This is a genomic window from Actinocrispum sp. NPDC049592 (genome assembly GCF_040675465.1).
Lineage (GTDB): Bacteria > Actinomycetota > Actinomycetes > Mycobacteriales > Pseudonocardiaceae > Kibdelosporangium.
Map to the genome: position 1 here is coordinate 93,127 of NZ_JBFAPA010000015.1, position 18,731 is coordinate 111,857.

The 18,731-nt window shown below is 68.9% G+C and carries 14 protein-coding genes; 6 read left to right on the forward strand and 8 right to left on the reverse strand.

What is annotated here, in order from left to right:
- Positions 1-156: 156 nt before the first annotated feature.
- Entirely contained in the window at positions 157-1,002 is an 846-nt protein-coding gene (locus tag AB0J95_RS32475) for a polyphosphate kinase 2 family protein (RefSeq protein ID WP_364766420.1), read from the forward strand.
- A gap of 181 nt (positions 1,003-1,183) precedes the next feature.
- Here AB0J95_RS32475 and AB0J95_RS32480 read toward each other — a convergent pair whose 3' ends face one another.
- From AB0J95_RS32480 to AB0J95_RS32495, 4 genes are read right to left on the reverse strand one after another with little or no spacing between them, the layout of a single operon-like run.
- Positions 1,184-2,173 carry a TIGR03842 family LLM class F420-dependent oxidoreductase gene (locus tag AB0J95_RS32480; protein WP_364766423.1) on the reverse strand — a complete coding sequence of 330 codons (990 nt, stop codon included), beginning with the start codon at positions 2,171-2,173 and terminating at the stop codon, positions 1,184-1,186.
- Between the two features lie 11 nt (positions 2,174-2,184).
- Positions 2,185-3,570: a dihydropyrimidinase gene (gene hydA / locus AB0J95_RS32485; RefSeq protein ID WP_364766426.1), complete on the reverse strand. Its 1,386-nt coding sequence runs from the start codon at positions 3,568-3,570 to the stop codon at positions 2,185-2,187.
- Positions 3,570-4,412 carry a nitrilase-related carbon-nitrogen hydrolase gene (locus tag AB0J95_RS32490; protein ID WP_364766429.1) on the reverse strand — a complete coding sequence of 281 codons (843 nt, stop codon included), beginning with the start codon at positions 4,410-4,412 and terminating at the stop codon, positions 3,570-3,572. The genes hydA and AB0J95_RS32490 overlap by 1 nt, the downstream gene beginning before the upstream one ends.
- Positions 4,363-5,913 (reverse strand): NCS1 family nucleobase:cation symporter-1, encoded by a 1,551-nt coding sequence (locus AB0J95_RS32495; protein ID WP_364766432.1) that lies wholly within the window; start codon positions 5,911-5,913, stop codon positions 4,363-4,365. The genes AB0J95_RS32490 and AB0J95_RS32495 overlap by 50 nt, the downstream gene beginning before the upstream one ends.
- A gap of 241 nt (positions 5,914-6,154) precedes the next feature.
- Here AB0J95_RS32495 and AB0J95_RS32500 point away from each other — a divergent pair, with 241 nt between their 5' ends.
- The gene (locus tag AB0J95_RS32500; protein ID WP_364766435.1) at positions 6,155-7,579 is read left to right on the forward strand and encodes a S1 family peptidase; all 1,425 of its coding nucleotides are present in this window, start codon (positions 6,155-6,157) and stop codon (positions 7,577-7,579) included.
- A 51-nt stretch (positions 7,580-7,630) separates the two neighbouring features.
- On the opposite strand, the gene AB0J95_RS32505 is transcribed toward AB0J95_RS32500, so the two are convergent.
- Positions 7,631-8,038 carry an SSI family serine proteinase inhibitor gene (locus tag AB0J95_RS32505; protein ID WP_364766438.1) on the reverse strand — a complete coding sequence of 136 codons (408 nt, stop codon included), beginning with the start codon at positions 8,036-8,038 and terminating at the stop codon, positions 7,631-7,633.
- 36 nt (positions 8,039-8,074) lie between these two features.
- Entirely contained in the window at positions 8,075-9,700 is a 1,626-nt protein-coding gene (locus tag AB0J95_RS32510) for a PucR family transcriptional regulator ligand-binding domain-containing protein (RefSeq protein WP_364766441.1), read from the reverse strand.
- Between the two features lie 145 nt (positions 9,701-9,845).
- Here AB0J95_RS32510 and AB0J95_RS32515 point away from each other — a divergent pair, with 145 nt between their 5' ends.
- Positions 9,846-11,111, forward strand: coding sequence for an aspartate aminotransferase family protein (locus tag AB0J95_RS32515; RefSeq protein ID WP_364766444.1), 1,266 nt, complete (start codon positions 9,846-9,848; stop codon positions 11,109-11,111).
- Complete coding sequence (locus AB0J95_RS32520) at positions 11,108-12,601, forward strand: CoA-acylating methylmalonate-semialdehyde dehydrogenase (RefSeq protein WP_364766447.1); 1,494 nt, start codon at positions 11,108-11,110, stop codon at positions 12,599-12,601. Before AB0J95_RS32515 ends, AB0J95_RS32520 begins: the two co-directional genes overlap by 4 nt.
- Here the strand turns inward: AB0J95_RS32520 and AB0J95_RS32525 are convergent.
- Positions 12,598-13,788: a site-2 protease family protein gene (locus AB0J95_RS32525; protein ID WP_364766450.1), complete on the reverse strand. Its 1,191-nt coding sequence runs from the start codon at positions 13,786-13,788 to the stop codon at positions 12,598-12,600. The two genes, AB0J95_RS32520 and AB0J95_RS32525, sit on opposite strands and share 4 nt — an antisense overlap.
- Positions 13,789-14,158: 370 nt before the next feature.
- On the opposite strand from AB0J95_RS32525, the gene AB0J95_RS32530 reads away from it, so the two are divergent.
- Positions 14,159-15,544, forward strand: a complete 1,386-nt coding sequence (locus AB0J95_RS32530) for a glycoside hydrolase family 16 protein (RefSeq protein WP_364766452.1) — start codon at positions 14,159-14,161, stop codon at positions 15,542-15,544.
- Between the two features lie 59 nt (positions 15,545-15,603).
- On the opposite strand, the gene AB0J95_RS32535 is transcribed toward AB0J95_RS32530, so the two are convergent.
- Positions 15,604-16,557: a trypsin-like peptidase domain-containing protein gene (locus AB0J95_RS32535; protein WP_364766455.1), complete on the reverse strand. Its 954-nt coding sequence runs from the start codon at positions 16,555-16,557 to the stop codon at positions 15,604-15,606.
- A 79-nt stretch (positions 16,558-16,636) separates the two neighbouring features.
- Between AB0J95_RS32535 and AB0J95_RS32540 the strand changes: the two genes are divergently transcribed.
- A complete protein-coding gene (locus AB0J95_RS32540) occupies positions 16,637-18,721 on the forward strand; it encodes a prolyl oligopeptidase family serine peptidase (protein ID WP_364766458.1) in 2,085 nt (694 codons plus the stop codon).
- Positions 18,722-18,731 lie beyond the last annotated feature (10 nt).

Below are 18,731 nucleotides of genomic sequence, written 5' to 3' on the forward strand. Positions count from 1 at the left end.
TAAGTGGTACCAGGCGTTGTTTTCATCCGTTGAGCGTTGCGTATTCTGTCGATTCGTTGCGTGAAACACGCGCGGCGCTTTCGATTCCTGTCTTCGATCACACCGCCAGCCGACCGAGTGATCATCTCTTGTGGGTTCCTCGGATACGCTCCCGGGATGGCCAAGGTGCGTGACGTGCTGCGGGTGCGTCCAGGAGTCGACCCGACCGCGAAACCGGCGAAGGTGTTCGGGCACAAGCCCGGTGACTTCCCGGTCGGCCCGGAGTCCAAGTCCAACGCGGCCAAGCAGCTGGTCAGCACCGGTGAGCGGCTGGACAAGCTGCAGGAGGCGCTCTTCGCGGGCGGCCGGCGCAACGTTCTGCTGGTGCTGCAGGGCATGGACACCTCCGGCAAGGGCGGCACCATCCGGCACGCCTGCGGCCTGGTCAACCCCCAGGGCCTGCAGATCCACTCGTTCAAGAAACCGACCCGGGCCGAGCTGCGGCACGACTTCCTGTGGCGGGTCCGCAAGGCGCTGCCGGCGCCCGGCATGATCGGCGTGTTCGACCGGTCCCACTACGAGGACGTGCTGATCGCCCGCGTCAACTCCATCGTGCCGGAGGAAACCTGGCGGGCCCGCTACGAGGCGATCGAGGCCTTCGAGCAGGAACTCGTGGCCAACGGCACCGCCATCATCAAGTGCTTCCTGCACATCACCCCCGAGGAACAGCGCAAGCGCCTCATCGCCCGCCTCGAACGCCCCGAGAAACACTGGAAGTACAACCCCGCGGACCTCGACGCCCGCGCCCACTGGGATGCCTACCAAACGGCCTACGCCGAAGCCCTCGCCCGCACCTCCACGGACCTCGCCCCCTGGTACGTCATCCCCTCGGACCACAAGTGGTACCGCAACTGGGCCGTGTCCGAGCTGTTGCTGGAAACCCTGCACGAGATGAACCCCTCGTACCCCACCCCCGACTTCGACGTCGAGGCGGAACTGGCCCGGGTCAAGGCAGCCACCTGAACCGAGTCGCTGGAGTCGGCGTTGTAGCCGCACTCACCGGCGTCGTTCCGGCCGGGTTCGGCGTCGTCGCCGATCACTCCTCGTGTTGTGTGCGCTGTCCACTGTGGGCGAACTGGGCGTCCGCCCACAGTGGACCTGTGCGCACACGGGAGGGAGCGCCGGGCTGCCCGGAGGGGCGGCCTTAGAGCTTCTGGATGATGTGTGCGTAGGCGTCGAGGGTCTCCTCGCGCTGGTCGTGCATCAGGTACAGCGAGAACTGGTCCACGCCCAGCTCCTTGAGCTCCTGCAGGCGTTCGACGTGAGCTGCTTCCGGGCCCAGCAGGCAGAACCGGTCCACGATCTGGTCCGGCACGAAGTCGGTCGAGCGGTTGCCCGCCTTGCCGTGGTGCGAGTAGTCGTAACCCTCGCGGCCCTTGATGTAGTCGGTCAGCTCGTGCGGTACCGGGCCCGATTCGCCATACCGGGCAACGAGATCAGCCACGTGGTTGCCGACCATCCCGCCGAACCAGCGCAGCTGGTCGCGCTGGTGCGGCAGGTCGTCGCCCACGTAGGCGGGTGCGGCCACACAGATCTTGATGGACGACGGGTCGCGGCCCGCGTCAGCCGCGGCTTGGCGGACCGAGCCGATGGTCCACCGGGTGATCGCCGGGTCGGCGGTCTGCAGGATGAACCCGTCGGCGTGCTCACCCACGAGCTGCAACGCCTTCGGCCCGTACGCCGCCATCCACATCGGCAGCTTGCCGTCCCGCACCCACGGGATCCGGACCGGGGTGCCGTGGTGCGAGACCTCGCGACCCTCGGCCAGTTCCCGGATCACGTGCATGGCTTCCCGCAAAGTCGCCAGGTTGGCGGGTTTCTGGCCGATCACCCGGCGGGCCGAGTCGCCCCGGCCGATCCCGCACACCGTGCGGTTGCCGTACATGTCGTTGAGCGTGGCGAACAACGACGCGGTGACCGACCAGTCCCGCGTGCTGGGGTTGGTCACCATCGGCCCCACGATCAGGTCCTTTGTGGCCTCCAGGATCCGGGAGTAGATCACAAAGGGTTCCTGCCACAGCACGACCGAGTCGAACGTCCACCCGTAGCCGAAACCGCGGTCCTCCGCGGCCTTCATCAGCCGGACGACCTCACTGGCCGGCGGGTCGGTCTGCAGCACGACGCCGATGTCCATGGACAAGCTCCTCAGTTCAGGTACTGGCACAGGTCACGGGACAGGAACTCGCCGTGCCCGGCGGAGCCGTGGAAGGCGTTGCCCTCCACCACGACGGAACCCCGGGACAGCACGGTGTCCACTTTGCCGGTGATCTCCAGCCCCTCGTAGGCCGAGTAGTCCACGTTCATGTGGTGCGTCTCGGCCGACAGGGTCTGCTTGGCCGTGGGGTCGTACACCACGATGTCCGCGTCCGCGCCCGGCGCGATCACGCCCTTGCGAGGATAGAGACCGAACATCCGGGCTGGCGTGGTCGAGGTGATCTCCACCCACCGGGCCAGCGAGATCTCCCCGGCGACCACCCCTTGGTGCAACAGGTCCATCCGGTGCTCGACACCCGGGATGCCGTTCGGGATCTTGGAGAAGTCGCCGAGGCCGAGCTGTTTCTGGTCCTTGAAACAGAACGGGCAGTGGTCCGTGGACACGATGGAGAGGTCGTTGGTGCGCAACCCGTTCCACAACGAAGCCTGGTGTTCTTTGGGCCGCAGTGGGGGAGAGGCGACGTACTTGGCGCCCTCGAAGCCCGGCTTGGCCAGGTCCTCAATGGACAGGTACAGGTACTGCGGGCAGGTCTCGGCGAACACGTTCTGCCCGGTGTTGCGAGCGTTGGCAACGGCGGCAAGCGCTTCCGCCGCGGACAGGTGCACGATGTACAGCGGCGAACCGGTCACCTTGGCCAGCGTGATCGCCCGTGAGGTGGCCTCACCCTCCAGTTCGGACGGACGCGTCAGCCCGTGCTGCACCGGATCGGTCCGCCCGGCCGCCAGCGCCTGCGCGACCAGCTCGTCGATGGCGATCCCGTTCTCGGCGTGCATCATGATCAGCCCGCCGATGTCCGACGCGCGCTGCATCGCGCGCAGGATCTCCCCGTCGGTCGCGTAGAACACGCCCGGGTAGGCCATGAACATCTTGAACGAGTTGACGCCCTGGTCGACGCAGGTCCGCATCTCCTTCAGGGACGTCTCGTTCACGTCCGAGACGATCATGTGGAAGCCGTAGTCGATGGCGCAGTTGCCATCGGCCTTGCTGTGCCACTTGTCCAAAGTGGCCTGCAGCGAGGTTCCCTTGGCCTGCACGGCGAAGTCGATGATCGTCGTCGTGCCGCCCCACGCGGCCGCGGTGGTGCCGGTCTCGAACGTGTCGTGCGACGACGTCCCGCCGAACGGCATCTCCATGTGCGTGTGCGCGTCGATGCCACCGGGGAGAACGTACTTCCCGGTGGCATCGACCACTTTGTCTGCTTCCCAGGCGATCCCGGGCGCGGACAGGGCGGCAACCGTTGTGCCGTCCATCAGTACGTCGGCGGTGACCGCGCCGGTGGAGCTGAGCACGGTCCCGCCCTTGATCAGGGTGCGCATCAGGGCTTCACCAGGCCCTCGTAGGTGTCCGGGCGGCGGTCGCGGTAGAACTGCCACAGGTCACGGACCTCGGCCAGCTTGCCCATGTCGAGGTCGCGCACCACGATCTCCTCCTCGGTGTCCGACGCGGCCTCGCCGACCAGCTGGCCGCGCGGGTCCACGAAGTACGACTGGCCGTAGAAGTCGTTGTCGCCCAACGGTTCGACGCCGACCCGGTTGATCGTGCCGACGTAGTACTCGTTGGCCACGGCCGCGGCGGGCTGCTCCAGCCGCCACAGGTACTCCGACAGGCCGCGGCTGGTGGCCGACGGGTTGAACACGATCTGCGCGCCGGCCAGGCCCAGCGCCCGCCAGCCCTCCGGGAAGTGCCGCTCGTAGCAGATGTACACGCCGATCCGGCCGACCGCGGTGTCGAACACCGGGTAGCCGAGGTTGCCGGGCCGGAAGTAGAACTTCTCCCAGAACCCCTTCACCTGCGGGATGTGGTTCTTGCGGTGCATCCCGAGGTACTTGCCGTCGGCGTCGATCACCGCGGCGGTGTTGAAGTAGACGCCCGGCTGCTCCTGCTCGTACATCGGCACGACGAGCACGACACCGTGGTTCTTGGCGACCTCCTGCATGAGCTTGGTGGTCGGGCCGTCCGGGATCCGCTCGGTGTAGGAGTAGAAGTCCGCGTCCTGCACCTGGCAGAAGTACGGGCCGTAGAACAGCTCCTGCAGGCAGACCACCTGCGCGCCCTGCGAGGCGGCGGTCCCGATCGCGCGGACCGCGTTCTCGATCATGGACTCCTTGTCACCCGTCCACCGCTGCTGGACCAACCCGGCTCGAACTGTCTGCGGCACTGGTTTCCTCCTCGTTGGCTGTGTTCTTGGCTAGCAGCAGGTAGACCACGTATGCGACGACCACGCCGACGACCCAGCTGTAGTCGTAGAGCGGCTTGAGGAACGGGATCAGCCCGTCCGCCGGGAACGGCCCGCCGTACGCGCCGCCCACCGCGAGCACCGCGCCGATCAGGCTCGCCACGACCGCGCGCCAGTTCCAGCCGCCGTTGAACCAGTAAGAGCCTTCGCCGTCCTTGTACAGGTCGGCCAGTTTCAGCCGGGTCTTGTGGATCGTCCAGTACCCGGCGATGAACACGCCCGCGATCGACGCGAGCACCCCGCCGTAGAAGCCGAGCCAGGCGAAGATGTAGATGCTCGGGTCGGAGATCAGCCGCCACGGCTGGATCAGCACGCCGACCACGCCGGTGATCAGGCCGCCCATGGCGAAGGTGATCCGGCGCGGGAACGCGTTGGAGAAGTCGTAGGACGGGCTGACCACGTTGGCCGCGAGGTTCGCCGACACCGTGGCCAGCACCAGCGCGATCAGCGCGACGACCACCAGGACCGGGCTGTCGAACCGGCTGGCCAGCTTCGCCGGGTCCCAGATCGCCTCGCCGTACAGCGACACCGCGCCGGAGGTGGTCAGGATGGCCACCAGCGCGATGAACGACATGGTCGTCGGCAGGCCGAGGATCTGGCCGGTGACCTGCTTGCGCTGGCTGCCGCCGAACCGGGTGAAGTCCGGCATGTTCAGCGACAGCGTCGACCAGAACGCGATCATGCCCATCAGCGAGGGCGCGAAGACCTTCCAGAACTCGCCGCCCCAGCCCAGCTTGGACGGCTCGGACAGGATCGGGCCGAACCCGCCCGCCTTGACCACCACGTACACCAGCAGGATCAGGAACCCGACCGACACCAGCGGCGCGGTCCAGTTCTCGAACCGCCGGATGGCCTCCATGCCGCGCCAGATGATCAGCATCTGCACGACCCAGAACAGCGCGAAGCACAGCCACAGCGTCCACGGCTGGCCGCCGATCTCGGCGGCGTTGATCCAGCCGTCACCGGTGAGCTTGCCGACGATCACGTACAGCGCCTCGCCGCCCACCCAGGTCTGGATGCCGAACCACGCGCAGGCGATGAACCCGCGCAGCAGCGCCGCGAGGTTGGCGCCGCGCACGCCGTAGAAGGCGCGGGCGAACACCGGGAACGGGATGCCGTACTTGGTGCCCGCGTGGCTGTTGAGCAGCATCGGGATCAGCACGATCAGGTTGCCCAGGGTGATCGTGAGGAACGCCTGCACCCAGTCCATGCCCAGCGCGATCAGCGAGGCGGCCAGGGTGTAGCTGGGGATGTTGTGCGCCATCCCCATCCACAGCGCGAAGTAGTTGTAAGTCGTCCAGTGCCGTCCCCCGACCGGCACCGGTGCGAGCTCGGGGTTGTAGAAGCGGCTGCCGGCGATGGCCGATCTGTCGACCAGGTCGACTCGGCCGTCGGGCTGGGTGACTTGCGAGGCAACGGCCATAGCTCACTCCGCAGGGCGTAGTGGTTCCATCCGGGCATCCTGTGTGCCGTCCGGGGACGGCGGCAGAGGCACAGTGTTCAGCGTTGGCCCACTCGGTGAACACTATGTCCGTTGCGAGCCGGGCGCCAGTTGTGCCCATCACCGGACTTTATGCCCGAAACGGTCTCAGCGTTGCCGCGCTGTTTCATTAGCGTCACGGCTGCCGTATCCCGAAACCCCTGCATCCAAAGGAGATCACGGCATGTCGTCATACCTTCGTGCGGCCGGTGGGGCGGCCATCGCGGTACTCGCGATGGCGCTCGTGTCCCCAGTGGCCGATGCCGGCCCGGCGACCCCGGGCCTGTCACCCGAAGTTCTCAGCGCCCTCCAGCGGGACCTCGGGCTGAACCCCGGGGACGCCCGCGCCCGGCTGGCCGCCGACCGGCAGGCCAGCGATCTGGGGGCCAGCCTGCGCAAACGGCTGGGCACGAGCTTCGGCGGTGCCTGGATCGACGCGGGCCGCCTCACCGTCGCGGTCACCAACCCCCGGGCCGCGGACACCGTGCGCGCGGCCGGTGCCGAGGCTCGGATGGTGTCCCGAAGCGAGCGGCAGCTCGACGAGCTCAAGTCCACACTGGACGCTCACTCGACGGCGGCGGCGCTGGTTCCGGGCTGGTACGTCGATCCGGCGGCGAACACCGTCGTGATCAAGTCGCGGTCCCGCCTGGCCGCAACCGTTTTCGCCGTGGTCAGCGGGGTCGATCCGGCCGCCGTCCGGATCGATGCCACCGACGAGGCACCCCGCCCGTTGATCGACGTGATCGGCGGGAACGCGTACTACATCAACGGCAACACCCGGTGCTCGGTCGGCTTCCCGGTGACCGGCGGGTTCGTGACCGCCGGGCACTGCGGCACGACCGGCGCGTCGACCACCCAGCCCAGCGGTACCTTCCGCGGGTCCAGCTTCCCCGGCAACGACTACGCCTGGGTGCAGGTCGCGGCCGGGAACACCCCGCGCGGCCTGGTGAACAACTACTCCGGCGGCACGGTCGAGGTCGCCGGTTCGCAGGAGGCGGCCGTCGGCGCGGCGGTCTGCCGGTCCGGGTCGACCTCGGGCTGGCACTGCGGCACGATCCAGGCGCGCAACGCCTCGGTGACCTACCCGCAGGGCACCGTGTCCGGCCTGATCCGCACCAACGTCTGCGCCGAACCCGGCGACTCCGGCGGCTCGCTGCTGGCCGGTTCCCAGGCCCAGGGCGTGACCTCGGGCGGATCCGGCAACTGCTCGTCCGGCGGCACAACGTACTTCCAGCCGGTGAACGAGATCCTGCAGACCTACGGCCTGACCCTGCTCACCAGCGGCGGCGGCCCAGGTCCCGGCAACTGCACGCAGAACACCTACAACGGCACGCTCGCCGGCAACCAGCAGGCCTACCAGCCGCCGGGAGGTTCGTACACCACGACGACTTCAGGCACGCATGCCGGCTGCTTGACGGGACCCGCGGGCACGGATTTCGATCTGTACCTGGAAAAGCTGTCCGGGTCGACGTGGACGGTCGTGGCCAAGTCGGACAGCCCGAAGAACACTGAGACGGTCACCTACAACGGCACGGCTGGGACCTACCGGTACCGCGTGCACGCCTACAGCGGTTCGGGCGCCTACACCCTGGGCATTTCCAAGCCGTAGCAAGCTCTCCGGGTGTGCCTCGCCGGCGGGCGGGACACACCCGGAGGTCCGTCAGTAGTTGTAGAGGTTGGCCGTGGCGACGTTCGCGGCGCACTCGTTGGGGAACTTGGCCTCCCACTCGACGTCCCGGCCGTGCCACTTGCCGTCCGCGCGGACGGTGATCGGCATGTACTGCAGGGTGCAGACGCGGCCCTGCAGCGGCTCGATCTTGTTGAAGTCGCCGTTCGCCTTCGCCAGCACGGCGCAGGCGGCCTCGCGGTCCGGGTGGGTGCCGCCGGGCGGGTCGCACTTCAGCGTCGTCAGCTTGGGCAACGGCAGCAGGCTGTTCACCTCGGCGCCGACCTTGGACAACGTGAACGTCGCCTTCGAGGGCGCGGCCGCCGAGGCCGGGACGGCGAGCAGGACGCACACGGCCGCGCTCGCCAGCACGGTTGCCGTGCGGAGGATTCGAGACTTCATGTCAACGTCTATCGGCGGGCGCGTGGCCCAGCTGTGTTACTCGGTCGTGTGATGGTCCTGCACGTCCAGGGTCAACAAGGCCACGTAGAGCGACAACATCGACTCAGGCTCCTCGAGGGACACCCCGAGGACCTGCTCGATCCGGGAAAGCTGTTGGTAGTACGCGGTTCTGGACATGTGCGCGGCCGACGCGGCGGCGGACTTGTTGCCGCCGTTCGCACAGAAGTGCCGCAGGGTGTCGACCAGCCGGCTGCCGTGGCTGGCGTCCCGGGCGAGCAACGGCCCCAGCTCGCGGTCGGCGAACGCGGCGATCCGCTCGTCCGCGGCCAGCAGGTGCAACAGGCCGCGCAGCCGGACGTCGTCCAGGCGGTGGTACTGGCGGTCCGAAGCGGACCGCAGGGCGGCGTCGGCGACGTGCGCGGCCTCGACCATGCTGCGCCGGACATCCGCGACCCGCTCGACCGTCGTCCCGACCGCCAGCACCACGGGGACGGCTCGCTGGGTGGCGGCGGCCGCGGAGTGGACTTCCTTGGCCAGCTTGCGAAGCGCGTTGTCCACTTCGGCCTGAGGTGGCAGCGACAAGAGCACCCGCACGCTCGTGTCGTCGACAACGCCGACGAGAGCGGCAACCTGGGCACGGCGAGCGGCCAACGCGGTGGCCTCGGCCAGGTCACGCAGGACTTCCTGGGTCGCCATCGCGGGCGCCGGGCTCACGCTCGTCCGCGGCCGCACGGCGACCCCGACCAGGCGCCGGTGTTCCAACGGCACGCCAAGAGCAGCGGCGCGGGCGTTCAGGTTCGCGCCCGGGTTGTTGAGGATCTCGGTCAGCAACGTGCGATGGGCGTGCCGCTCCAGGCCTTCGCGGTCCCGCGCGACCAGGCGGTGCACGGCCAAAGCGGACGCGGCCCGCTCGGCGACCACGATGTGCCGGTGCGGCGGCGTTTCCGGGGTGAGCAGCACGAGCCGGCCCCAGTCGTTGCCCCGCGCACCGACCACGGTGACCAGCCAGCCGGTGTCGGGGTCGTAGCTGGTCCGGCCGGTGACGTGGACCGAACGCGAACGCCTGGCCCAGTTGCGCAGCAGCTCGGTGGGGTTCGCGCCCGCGGTGTCGTACGCGAGCACGTCGTGCGACAACGTCTCCAGGACGACCGGCAGGCCGGAGGTGCGGGCGACCTCGCGCAGGACCTCGGCGGGTTCGGCGCCCGCGACCGTCAGCGCCGTGAACGTCTCGTGCACCTGCTCGGCCGCGCGCAGCTCGGCGACCTGGGCGTCCACGATCAGGCCGACGATCGCCTCGGTCACCGTGACGAACCGGGTCTCCTCGGACAACGTCACCAGCGGCACACCCCGCCGCTCGGCCGCGGCCACGAACGCCTGCGGCAGCCGGTCGCTCCAGTGCCGGAGCAGCTCGACCACGATCCCGGCAACGCCCACATCGGCCAGCTCGTCGACGTATCTGGTCAGCCCGTTGGCGTCGTCGGGCAGCGCGATTCCCGTGGTCAGCACGAGTTCCCCGCCACGCAGCAGATGCGCGATGTCGGCGACCTCGGCGGCGTGCACCCAGCGGACCCGCTTGGCCAGCCCGTCCTGTCCCGCGACCACCCGCGGGCGGCCCTCCTTGACCACGGGCAGGGCCAGCGCGTCGGCGACCGTCGGGTACATGCACACAATGTAAGCCTCGGGGCGTGCTTCGGACACACATTGTCTGTAGGGTCGATCCCGCCTCGGCGGCCAGACTCTCACCAGAGACCCCCGCACTCTGGAGGCAGCCGTGCCCGACGACCTGTTCAGCCGACACCGTGCCGTCATGCCCGAGTGGCTGGCGCTGTTCTACGCCGAACCGATCGAGATCGTCAGCGGCGGCGGGCGCCGGGTCACCGACGCGGAGGGGCGCACCTACCTGGACTTCTTCGCCGGGATCCTGACCAACGCGGTCGGCTACGACATCGCCGAGATCAGCGACGCGATCTCCTCGCAGGTCAAGACCGGCATCCTGCACACCTCGACGCTGTACCTGATCCGCCAGCAGGTGGAGCTGGCCGAGCGGATCGCCAAGCTGTCCGGGATCAAGGACGCCAAGGTGTTCTTCACCAACTCCGGCACCGAGGCCAACGAGACCGCCCTGCTGCTGGCCACCCAGTTCCGCCGCAGCGAGCAGGTGCTGGCGCTGCGCAACTCCTACCACGGCCGGGCGTTCGCCACGATGGGCATCACCGGCAACCGCGGCTGGTCGGCGAGCTCGCTGTCCCCGGTCAAGGTCAGCTACGTGCACGGCGGCTACCGCTCGCGCGGCCCGTTCGCCTCGCTGTCCGACGCCGACTACGTGGCCGCCTGTGTCGACGACCTTCGTGACGTCATCAATGTGACCACCTCCGGTGATGTGGCCTGCATGATCGCCGAGCCGATCCAGGGCGTGGGCGGGTTCAACGTGCCGCCGGACGGCATGTTCGGCGCTATGAAAGAGGTCCTGGACTCCTACGGGATCCTGTTCATCGCCGACGAGGTGCAGACCGGCTGGGGCCGCACCGGCGAGCACTTCTGGGGCATCCAGGCGCACGGGTTCACCCCGGACGCGATGACGTTCGCCAAGGGCCTCGGCAACGGCCTGGCCATCGGCGGCGTGGTGGCCCGCGGTGACCTGATGGACTGCATCGGCGCGAACTCGATCTCCACCTTCGGCGGCAACCCGATCTCCACCGCGGGCGCCAGGGCCGCGCTGGACTACATCCTCGACCACGACCTGCAGGCCAACGCGGCCAAGCTGGGCAGCAGGCTGATCACCGGCCTGCGCGACGCCGCTGCCGGGCACTCGGTCGTCAGCGACGTCCGCGGCAAGGGCCTGATGATCGGCATCGAGCTGGTCGGGCCGGACGGGCGCACGCCGTCGCCCGCGGCCGCGGCCCGGTTCATGGAGGAGACCAAGGCCCGTCACCTGCTGGTGGGCAAGGGCGGCCTGTACGGCAACGTCATCCGGCTCGCGCCGCCGATGACGTTGACCGAGGAGGAGAACGAAGAGGCGCTGGCCATCCTGACCGAGACGATCGCCGTGGTGGACAAGGAGAACAACGCATGAGTCGTATTACCCACTGGATCAACGGCAAGCCGTGGGACGGCGTGGCCGAGCGGACCGGCGAGGTGTACGACCCGGCGACCGGTCTGGTCAGCGGCACCGTCGACTTCGCCGCCCAGTCCGAAGTGGACTCCGCTGTGGCCGCTGCCGCCGCTGCTTTCCCGGCGTGGCGGGACAGTTCGCTGGCCAAGCGGTCCAATGTGCTGTTCAAGTTCCGTGAGCTGCTGGCCGCGCGGCGCTCGGAGCTGGCCGCGATCGTCACCGCCGAGCACGGCAAGGTGCTCGACGACGCCGGCGGTGAGGTGCAGCGGGCGTTGGAGGCGGTCGAGTTCGCTTGTGGCATCCCGCACCTGCTCAAGGGCGGGTTCAGCGAGAACGTCTCCACCAAGGTGGACGTCTACTCGATCCAGCAGCCGCTCGGCGTGGTCGCGGTCATCTCGCCGTTCAACTTCCCGGCCATGGTGCCGTTGTGGTTCATCCCCAACGCCATCGCCTGCGGGAACACCGTGGTGCTGAAACCGTCCGAAAAGGACCCTTCGGCCTCGCTGTTCATCGCCGAGCTGCTGGCCGAGGCCGGTCTGCCCGATGGTGTGCTGAACGTCCTGCACGGCGACAAGGTCGCGGTGGACGGGCTGCTCGAGCATCCGACCGTGAAGGCCGTGTCGTTCGTCGGGTCCACGCCGATCGCGCGGTACGTCTACGAGACCGGCACACGGCACGGCAAGCGCGTGCAGGCCTTGGGCGGCGCCAAGAACCACATGGTCGTCCTGCCCGACGCGGACCTCGATCTGGCCGCGGACGCGGCGGTGTCGGCCGGGTTCGGGTCGGCGGGGGAGCGGTGCATGGCCATCTCGGTGGTCGTCGCCGTCGACCCGGTGGGCGACACGCTGGTGCGGAAGATCTCCGACCGGATGACCGGCTTGCACGTCGGCGACGGCCGGCGTACCGGTTGCGAGATGGGGCCGTTGGTGACCCGGGCGCACCGGGACCGCGTCGAGTCCTATGTGGACGCGGGCGTGTCCTCCGGCGCGACACTTGCTGTCGACGGTCGTGGGCATGAGATCGACGGCGCCGCCGAAGGGTTCTGGCTCGGCCCGACCCTGTTCGACAAGGTCACCACCGAGATGTCCATCTACACCGACGAGATCTTCGGCCCGGTGCTGTCGGTCGTCCGGGCACCGAGCTACGACGCCGCGCTGGAACTGGTGAACAGCAACCCCTACGGCAACGGGACAGCGATCTTCACCAACGACGGCGGCGCCGCGCGGCGGTTCCAGAACGAGGTCGAGGTCGGCATGGTCGGCGTGAACGTGCCGATCCCCGTCCCGGTGGGCTACTACTCGTTCGGTGGCTGGAAGGACTCACTCTTCGGCGACACGCACGCCTACGGCCCGCACGGCATCCACTTCTTCACCAGGTCCAAAGTGGTCACCAATCGCTGGCTCGATCCCTCGCACGGGGGCGTGAACCTAGGGTTCCCACGCAACGACTAGGTCAGCCGCACGGGATTCACGATGTCCGCGGTGATCGTCAACGCGACGAACAGGCCGCCGATGAGGACGAGGACCATCGTGACCGTTGCCAGCTTGGTGAAATCGACGGGTCCGCCCGCCTCCATGCCCCGGAGGCGGCGGACCCAGTCGCGAACCCGTTCGTACCAGATGATCGCGATGTGACCGCCGTCCAACGGCAGCAGCGGCAACAGGTTGAACACGCCGAGGAAGAAGTTCATCCCGGCCAGCAACAGGAAGAACAGCGACCACAGGCCGGCCTGCACGGCCTCGCCGCCCAGCCGGCTGGCGCCCACGACGCTGATCGGCGTGTCCGGATCCCGTTCGCCGCCGAAGATCGCGCTCACCACGGCCGGGACGCGTTGCGGGAACTCGATCAGCTTGTGCCAGGTCTGCACGAACATCTGGCCGGTGTAGTCAGTGGTCGCGCCGAACGCGTCGAGCGGACCGTACTGCAGCGATGACACCGGGGTGGCCCCGATCGCGCCGACCTTGCCCGCGCCCGGACGTTCGACCCGGGGGATGTCGACGGTGAAGCTCAGTCGCCGGCCGTCCCGCACGACGTCGACCTGGGTCGGTCCGCTGGCCGCACGCACGGTGGTCACCATCTGGGTCCAGGTGGGCGTCGCCTTCCCGGCCACGGCCACGATCTCGTCACCGGACCTGATCCCGGCCGCCTCGGCGGGGCCCAGCCGGCCCGGCGCGCACGTGGGGTGGGACACCTGATCCGCGGTCTTCGCGTCGGCCACACACCCGGCTACCGACGCCAGGACCGGCTTCTCGGTCGTGTTCGGCAGGCCCAGCGTGGCCGCGAGCGCGTACAGCACCACGAACCCCAGCAGAAAGTGCGTGACCGGCCCGGCGGCCATCACCGCGGTCCGCTTCCACGCCTTCTGCTGGTACATCGCGCGCCGCTGCTCGTCCGGCGTGAGCTCGTCCAGCGTGGTCATCCCGGCGATGTCGCAGAACCCGCCGAGCGGGATCCACTTCACGCCGTACTCGGTGCCGCCGCGCCGGAACGAGAACATCTTCGGCCCGATCCCGACGAAGTAACGCCGCACCTTCAGCCCGAAGGCCTTGGCCGACAGCAGGTGACCTGCCTCGTGCAGGCCGAGCGACAGGCCGATGCACAGGACGAACAACGCGAAGCCGCCGAGGTATGCGAGCACGCCAGGACTGTCGCACCCGGCCTGTGAAACTCGCGTTCGCCTGACGGGTATGCGGCGCGCGCAAGAACCGCCAGGGGTCGGCGAAGTCCTGCCAGACCTGTACCCGATGAGCAGTGCGGGTCACGGACGGTGACGCGGACCGGCTTGTCGGGCCCGGCGCCAGTGATCAGACTGGGCGAGCCTGGTGGCCCGCCGGCGTGCAGTTCGTCCGGTTCCGCCCCGGATTGCCTGGCGGGCCGCGGGCTCACCGATCGTGACCGGCCGTTCCCGCAGGGTTGACAACGCCTGGTGAGAGCGCTCTCATTGCCGTGTCCGAGAGTGACAAGGAGGTCGCCCCGTGCCGGAAGAACCCCTGCCCTCTGCCCGGCCCATGAGACGCCATGCGCTGGTCGCCGCCACCGCGGCGCTCACCCTGCTCACCGGAGCCCTGGTCGTGACCGCCACCGAACCAGCCGAAGGGGCCGTCCCACCGCCGCCGTCCGGCTGGAACCTGGTCTGGGCGGACGACTTCAACGGCCCCGCCAACACCCTGCCCGCCGCATCGAACTGGATCATCGACACCGGCCACGGCTACCCGGGCGGCCCCGGGAACTGGGGCACCGGCGAGATCCAGAACTACACCAGCAGCATCCAGAACCTGTCCCTGGACGGGTCCGGCAACCTGCGCATCACGCCGCTGCGCGACGGGGCCGGCAACTGGACGTCCGCGCGGATCGAGACGCAGAAGTCCGACTTCAAGGCCCCGGACAACGGGGTCCTGCGGATCGAGGCCCGCATCCAGATGCCCAATGTCACCGGCAACGCCGCCCTCGGCTACTGGCCGGCGTTCTGGGCGCTCGGCCAGCCCTACCGCGGCAACTACTGGAACTGGCCGGGCATCGGCGAGTTCGACATCATGGAGAACGTCAACGGCATCAACGCGGTCTGGGGTGTGCTCCACTGTGGAGTGAACCCCGGCGGGCCGTGCAACGAGACCACCGGCATCGGCGCCAACCGCGCCTGCCCCGGCTCGAGCTGCCAGTCGGCGTTCCACACCTACCGGTTCGAGTGGGACCGCAGCGTCTCACCGAACCAACTGCGCTGGTATGTGGACGGAACCCAGTTCCACAGCGTCAGCCAGAACCAGCTGGACGCCGGCACCTGGAACAACATGACCAGCCACGCCGGCTACTTCCTGCTGCTCAACGTGGCCGTCGGCGGTGCGTTCCCGGACGCCCTCGGCGGTCCCACCCCCAGGGCGGAGACAGTCCCGGGCCGGCCGCTCGTGGCCGACTACGTGGCCGTCTGGTCCCGGGGCGGCGGAACCACTCCGCCGCCGACCGATCCGCCTCCAGGGGGCGGCGGCGGTGACGCCTACTCATCCCTGCAGGCCGAGGGTTTCCAAGGCCAGAGTGGCGTCACCGTTGAGGCCACCACGGACGCGGGCGGCGGGCAGAACATCGCCGCCATCGCGAACGGGGACTGGACGCTCTACCGCGGCATCAACTTCGGCAGCTCACCCGCCAGGCAGTTCGCCGCGCGGGTGGCCTCCGGGGCGGCCGGCGGCGTGAGCGGCCTCGTCGAGGTGCGTCTCGACAACCGGGCCAACGCCCCGATCGGCAGCTTCGCCGTCGGCAACACCGGCGGCTGGCAGTCGTGGCGCACGGTTCCGGCGAACATCTCCGGGGTGACCGGCACGCATGACGTGTACCTGACGTTCACCAGCGGCCAGCCGGCCGACTTCGTCAACGTCAACTGGTTCACCTTCGGGCACTAGAACAAAGCGGGAGAGCAGCGTGACGCGCACACGCTGCTCTCTCTTTTTTTGGTTGTGTATCAGCGGTTGGCGAGGATCTGGTTGATCACCGTCTTGGCGGTGTTGACCGGGATCGAGAAGCCGATGCCGACACTGCCCGCGCGACCGTCCGGAGTGGACACCGGTGAGTAGATCGCCGAGTTGATGCCGATCACCTGGCCGTCGGCGTTCACCAGCGGGCCACCGGAGTTGCCCTGGTTGATCGACGCGTCGGTCTGGATCGCCTTGTAGGACGTCGAGTCGCTGTTGCTGGTCTGCGACAACGGGTTCTGCTGCTCGTCGCCGACGTTCACCGGGCGGTTGAGCGCGCTGACGATGCCGGAGGTCACGGTGCCCTGCAGGCCGCCGGGCGACCCGATCGCCACGACCTCGTCGCCGACCTTGACGTTGTCCGAGTTGCCGAGGGTCGCCGGGGTCAGGCCGCTCGCGCCCTGCAGCTGCAGCACCGCGAGGTCGCTGGCCTGGTCGGTGCCGACCACGGTGGCGTTGAACTCGCGGCCGTCGTTGAGCACGACCTGAACCTGGCGGGCGCCGTTGACGACGTGGTTGTTGGTGAGGATCTGGCCGTCGGCGGTGAGGATCACGCCGGAACCGATGCCTTCGGCGTTGCCCAGTTTGACGTTGACCTGGACGACGCTCGGCAGCACCTTCGAGGCCACGTTGCTGACATCCGTAGGCGCGTTGTTGCTGACATTCTGCGAGACGGGCGTGGAGCTGGCCGGGATGGTCGTGTTGTTGTCCGACCCCACGATCGCGCCGGTCACCCCGCCGACCGCGCCCGCGGCGACCACCGCCGCGATCGACAGCGCCACCGCGCCCTTCCGCAACCGCCGCGGCTTGCCCGGATCCGCCAGGGCCGGCGGCACCGGCCCGCCCGTCGGGGGTAGCCCGCCGCCGTACTGCCCGCCGTACGTCGGGGGCGGCGGCGTCGAGGCCGGGTACATGGGCTGCTGGTGTTCCTGCGTCGTCGTCATGCCGTTCACTTTGCGACCCGTGAATGAGAGGAGGCTGAGGATCTCCGGAGGGGAAACCAAGAAAGGCTAAGGTCTTGCTGTGACTCGCGAGACTTCGTTCCTCCAGCAGCAGGCCAAGACCCAACGGTTCACCCTCGGCACGCCGAAGGAGATCCGGATAGCGCCGGACGGCACGAGGGCGGTCTTCCTGCGGTCGGTGTCCGGGGAGGACCCGCGGCACCTGCTCTGGCGCCTGGATCTGGCCACCGGCGAGGAGACCGTGCTGGCCGACCCGGCGCGGCTGCTGGCCGACGGGGACGAGGAGCTGTCCGACGAGGAACGGGCCCGCCGGGAGCGCAGCCGGTTGCAGGCCAGCGGGATCGTGGGCGATGCCAGCGACGACGAGGTCAGGGTCGTCGCTTTCGCGTTGTCCGGGAAGCTCTATGTCACCGACGCGGTCACGGGGGACACGCGGCTGATCGAGACGGCGACCCCGGTGGTCGACCCGCGTCCCGACCCGACCGGGCGGCGGATCGCCTACGTGGCCAACAACGCGCTGCGACTGGTGAATGTGGACGGTTCCGGCGACCACGCGCTGGCCGAGCCCGAGGACGCCGAGCACGCCTACGGTCTGGCCGAGTTCATCGCGGCCGAGGAGATGTCCCGGTCGCGTGGGTACTGGTGGTCGCCGGACGGGGAACGCCTGCTGGTCTCGCACACAGACCGGACCGATGTGCAGCGCTGGCACATCTCCGACCCGGCGAACCCGGGCGCGGCCCCGAAGACCGTGCACTACCCGGCCGCGGGCACCAACAACGTCAAGGTCGGCCTGTTCGTGATGGGCGTGGACGGTTCACGCGTGCCCGTTTCGTTCGAGGGCGAATACCTGGCCACCGTGCACTGGTCCGTGGGCGGCCCGCCGCTGCTCGGCGTGGAGCCCAGGGACCAGCGGTCGATGCGGATCCTCGCGGTGAACCCGGACGACGGGTCCACCAAGCTGGTGCACGAGGAGACCGACGAGCACTGGGTCGACATCATCACCGGTGTGCCCGCGTGGACGCCCGACGGACGCCTTGTCCGGGTGGGGATGAGCGAGGGCGCGTACCGGCTTGTGGTGGACGACAAGGAGATCACGCCGCCTTCGCTGCAGGTTCGTTCGGTGCTGCACGTCGGCGCCGAGGACGTGTTGTTCACCGCGTCCGCTGAGGACCCGACGCAGGTGCACGTTTACCGTGCGGGCGCCGAGGTTTCCCAAGTGTCCACTGTGGACGGCGTGCACTCGGCCACGCGGACCGGTGACATCATCGCGTTGACGACCTGGCGGCTCAGCGTCGCGGGCCCGCAGGTCAGCGTTCTCCGTGCGGGGGAACGGATCGGCGAGATCAGGTCGTTCGCCGTCACCCCGCCGCTCGAGCCGCAGGTGATCAACCTGACCCTGGGCGAGCGCGGGCTGCGGGCGGCGCTGCTGTTGCCCACCGGACACCAGGCCGGGACCAAGCTGCCGGTGCTGCTCGATCCTTATGGCGGTCCGCATGCCCAGCGCGTGCTGGCCTCCCGCAACGCCTACCTGACCTCGCAGTGGCTGGCCGACCAGGGCTTCGCGGTGCTGGTCACGGACGGGCGCGGCACGCCGGGCCGCGGGCCGGAGTGGGAGCGGGCGATCGCGTTCGACTTCGCCGACGTGACCCTGATCGACCAGGTCGACGCCCTGCACGCGGCCGCCCGGCAGTACCCGGACCTGGACCTGTCCAGGGTCGCGATTCGCGGCTGGTCGTATGGCGGATATCTGTCCGCCTTGGCCGTCCTGCGGCGGCCCGATGTGTTCCACGCGGCCATCGCCGGTGCCCCGGTCACCGACTGGCGTCTTTACGACACGCACTACACCGAGCGTTATCTGGGCCACCCCGAAACTCACCCAGAGGTGTACGAACGGAACTCACTGCCCGTGGACGCGCCGAACCTGGAACGGCCGCTCATGATCATCCACGGGCTGGCCGATGACAACGTGGTCGTGGCGCACTCGCTGCGGCTTTCCTCGGCGCTCGTGGCCGCGGGCGTCCCGCACACGCTGTTGCCGTTGCCCGGCGTCACCCACATGACGCCGCAAGACGCCAAAACCGCAGAGAATTTCCTGTTGCTGCAAACCTCGTGGCTCCACGACGTCCTCGGTAGGGTCGCGCTTTAACGGCGCGCAA

Coding starts and splice junctions, on each gene's coding strand:
- AB0J95_RS32475 (WP_364766420.1), top strand. CDS start 157: ATGGCCAAGGTGCGTGACGTGCTGCGGGTGCGTCCAGGAGTCGACCCG.
- AB0J95_RS32480 (WP_364766423.1), bottom strand. CDS start 2,173: ATGGACATCGGCGTCGTGCTGCAGACCGACCCGCCGGCCAGTGAGGTC.
- hydA (WP_364766426.1), bottom strand. CDS start 3,570: ATGCGCACCCTGATCAAGGGCGGGACCGTGCTCAGCTCCACCGGCGCG.
- AB0J95_RS32495 (WP_364766432.1), bottom strand. CDS start 5,913: ATGGCCGTTGCCTCGCAAGTCACCCAGCCCGACGGCCGAGTCGACCTG.
- AB0J95_RS32500 (WP_364766435.1), top strand. CDS start 6,155: ATGTCGTCATACCTTCGTGCGGCCGGTGGGGCGGCCATCGCGGTACTC.
- AB0J95_RS32505 (WP_364766438.1), bottom strand. CDS start 8,038: ATGAAGTCTCGAATCCTCCGCACGGCAACCGTGCTGGCGAGCGCGGCC.
- AB0J95_RS32510 (WP_364766441.1), bottom strand. CDS start 9,700: ATGTACCCGACGGTCGCCGACGCGCTGGCCCTGCCCGTGGTCAAGGAG.
- AB0J95_RS32515 (WP_364766444.1), top strand. CDS start 9,846: ATGCCCGAGTGGCTGGCGCTGTTCTACGCCGAACCGATCGAGATCGTC.
- AB0J95_RS32520 (WP_364766447.1), top strand. CDS start 11,108: ATGAGTCGTATTACCCACTGGATCAACGGCAAGCCGTGGGACGGCGTG.
- AB0J95_RS32530 (WP_364766452.1), top strand. CDS start 14,159: ATGAGACGCCATGCGCTGGTCGCCGCCACCGCGGCGCTCACCCTGCTC.
- AB0J95_RS32535 (WP_364766455.1), bottom strand. CDS start 16,557: ATGACGACGACGCAGGAACACCAGCAGCCCATGTACCCGGCCTCGACG.